Below are 2,927 nucleotides of genomic sequence, written 5' to 3'. Positions count from 1 at the left end.
GCCTGCGCATGGGCCGCCATTGCCTGATCGACAGCGCCGGCCCCTGGAGCCGGGACCTGGCGCCCGGCAGTTTCATGGCTCCGGAATTCGCCGTGCCGGCGCGGATCATTGGCGCTGGCTACAGCTTCGAAAAGCGGCGCTAGGAAAGATCTCATGCAATCGCTGATGCCTGCGGAGGCCTATACCGATGACGCCTGGTTCGCCCGCGAGCGCGAACTGCTGATGCGTCCGCTGTGGCAGTTCGTCGCGCCGCGCATGCTGCTGGGCAAACACAATGCCTTCGTGCGCCGCAGCATCTGCGGCGTCGATGTGGTGGTGCAGAACTTCAACGGCGAGCTGCGCGCCTTCGACAACCTTTGCCTGCACCGCCAGAACCCGCTGCAGCAGCAGCCGCAAGGCGTGCGGCCGCTGGTCTGCGGCTACCACGGGTGGGGCTACCGCTCCGACGGCGGGGTCGACAACATTCCGTTCCATGACGAGTCCTACCGGCTGCCCAAACAGGAGCGCGAATGCCTGCGGCTGCGGCGCTTCGCACTGGCCTGTATCGGAGGCCTGGTCTTCGTGAACCTCAGCGAGCAACCGATGCCGATCGAGGACCAGTTTTCGATCCCGGCACTCGAGATGCTCCGCGCGGCGTCCGAACAGTTCGACGACGAGGTGCTGGTCACCACATTCGAGGCGCGCTTCAACTGGAAGCTGGCTTACGAGAACCTGCGCGACAGCCTGCACCCGCGCTTCGTTCATCCGCGCACGCTTTACCAGAACGTCAAGTTCCAGGCGCAGATGGACGAACCCGCCATCGCCGACTCGCATGTCTATCACGCGCAGGGCAGCACCGGCCGGGACGGCCATCTCGCCAGGCTGCGCGGCTTCAGCGGCGGCGGCCTCAACGAGCGCCTGGAGGCCATGCCGCACTATGCCTGGCACGACAATGTCGAGCGCTTCGGCAGCGACGACTGGTACCTCAACTGGCTGGTCTTCCCGAATCTGCACATTGCTTCGGGGTCGGGGGGCTACTCCTTCATCATCGAGCACCATCAGCCGGTGTCGGCTGGCCGAACGGACTTGATGGTCTACTACGTCACGGCGAAAAAAAAGCGTCGCTATCCCACCTCGGCGGCGGTACTCATGGCGCATCTCGAGGGCGCCGAGAAGGTATTGCGCGAGGACATCGACATCATGGAAAAGGTCCAGTCCGGCCTGCGTCCGGGCGCGCCCCGCGCGACGCTGGGCGACTACGAGTTCGCCAACATGGCGGTCGAGCGGTGGTACATGGACGTGATGGAGGGTCACCATGCCCTCTGAAAAATACGTGATCGGCAGCGGCGCACTGCTTGCATGGGCGCTGGCAAGCTGGGCCGAGGTGGCGCCGGATGAAGCTCTGCGAGCGATCGATATCGGCCAGGACAGCGACTATCGATTCGACCTCCGCATACTCGCCGACATTTCGCCCCGCGATGCGACGGCCTTCGTCGCCTGGGGCCCGCAGTTCCTGAACTTCCGGCGGCTCGAACTGATGGGTGAGCTGAAGGGCCGTGGCTTCAGGCTGCCGCCGCTGGTGTGCCGCGGCGCGCTGGTGTCCGCAACGGCCGCGCTCGGCGAGAACTGTGCCGTCGGCGCGGGAGCCATCGTCGGCAGCGGCTGCAAGATCGGCTTCAACAGCCATATCGGCGCCGGTGCCTTGATTGGCAATGGGGTTCAGCTCGGGTCTTCCGTATGGATCGCCGATGGCGTGCAGATCGGACCCGAGGCCCGGATTGGAGCCAACGCGACGCTCGGGCGCGGCGTCATCCTGGACGACGGGGTGGTGGTCGGTCGCCAAAGCATCCTCGATCTGCCGGGCAGGCGGGCGATTCCCCTGCCCGACAAGACTTTTGTCACCGCCCCATTTCCGACCGGTGCAGTGGTCATCGAAGGTGGCGGGACCGTTCCCGTTTTTTGAGCTTGCTGCCAAGGACCACGCATGTATTCGGCACTTTCGGAATCCTTGAGGATTCAGCTGATTGAAACGGCCTCCGAGGCCGCGGAACCCAGGGTCGCGGAGCTTGAGCGGCGCCCCGTGTTTTTCCTCTCCCCGCTGAGCTTGTTGGGGTCGACACACGGGCCAACCATCGCGGCGGCCGCACAAGGTCTCATCGCCGTCGTGGACGACGTTGCGACCGACCCGGCGCTCCATGGCGCACCCCGCTGGACCACCGCCGAATTCCTTGCGCGCGCGCACGAACACCCGGGTGCCGTGGCGATCGACTTTTCAGAAAGTCCGGTCGACAGAGCCCTGGCCGTGGAGCTGTGCCGCCAAGCCGGTGTCGAGCGTGCGGACTGCGTGGCGGCCCAGGCACAACTGGGCATGGTGTCGGTGTACGAACTGGCTTCTGTCTATCGCAGCAAGACCCTTGAACGCCTCGACGATTTCCTCCGCTTGGCGCACCGATTTGCCGACGATCACAGTCGCGCCACGCTGTACGCAAACCTGCTCTTCCGGATTACCTACGACCGCTCGCACATGCTTGCGACATGGGCCAATCCCATCGACGAGTATTTCTCGAGCTACGCCTCGCCCTCTACCTTCAAGCTTGGGGCGAACGAACACTATTGCGACTGCGGCGCCTTTCAGGGCCCGATCGTCTCCAAGTTCCTCGGCGCGACCGGTCATCGCTACGGCAGCATCACGGCATTCGAGCCGGATCGAGCCAACTTCGAGTTCCTTCAGCGTGTGTCGCCTTTGGCGCTGCCCAACTTCCGCCCGATCAACAAGGCCGTCTCGAGTCGACGACAGACCTTGAGGTTCATGGAAACCGGCACCGTCTCCAGCTATGTCTCGGCCGCCGGTTCGGTCGTCGTGCAAACGGCCAGGCTCGACGACGAGCTGGAGAAGCTCACGTTCCTCAAGATGGATGTGGAGGGTTTCGAAGCCAAGACGCTTCAAG

3 protein-coding genes are annotated in these 2,927 nt (G+C 64.3%); all 3 read left to right on the top strand.

What is annotated here, in order from left to right; translation table 11 throughout:
* Positions 1-153 precede the first annotated feature (153 nt).
* Entirely contained in the window at positions 154-1,305 is a 1,152-nt protein-coding gene (locus AC1D2K_RS32850; RefSeq protein ID WP_478094388.1) for an aromatic ring-hydroxylating oxygenase subunit alpha, read from the top strand.
* Positions 1,295-1,942 (top strand): DapH/DapD/GlmU-related protein, encoded by a 648-nt coding sequence (locus tag AC1D2K_RS32845; RefSeq protein WP_478094386.1) that lies wholly within the window; start codon positions 1,295-1,297, stop codon positions 1,940-1,942. The genes AC1D2K_RS32850 and AC1D2K_RS32845 overlap by 11 nt, the downstream gene beginning before the upstream one ends.
* 21 nt (positions 1,943-1,963) lie before the next feature.
* The coding region (locus AC1D2K_RS32840) for an FkbM family methyltransferase (protein WP_478094384.1) at positions 1,964-2,927 on the top strand (964 nt) is incomplete at its 3' end.

This window comes from Variovorax sp. P1_H12_2 (assembly GCF_056405335.1).
This window is presented reverse-complemented; position numbering and strand designations above follow the sequence as displayed.

Excerpts from the sequence above, each read along its gene's own strand:
- AC1D2K_RS32850 (WP_478094388.1), top strand. The coding sequence starts at position 154 with ATGCAATCGCTGATGCCTGCGGAGGCCTATACCGATGACGCCTGGTTC.
- AC1D2K_RS32845 (WP_478094386.1), top strand. The coding sequence starts at position 1,295 with ATGCCCTCTGAAAAATACGTGATCGGCAGCGGCGCACTGCTTGCATGG.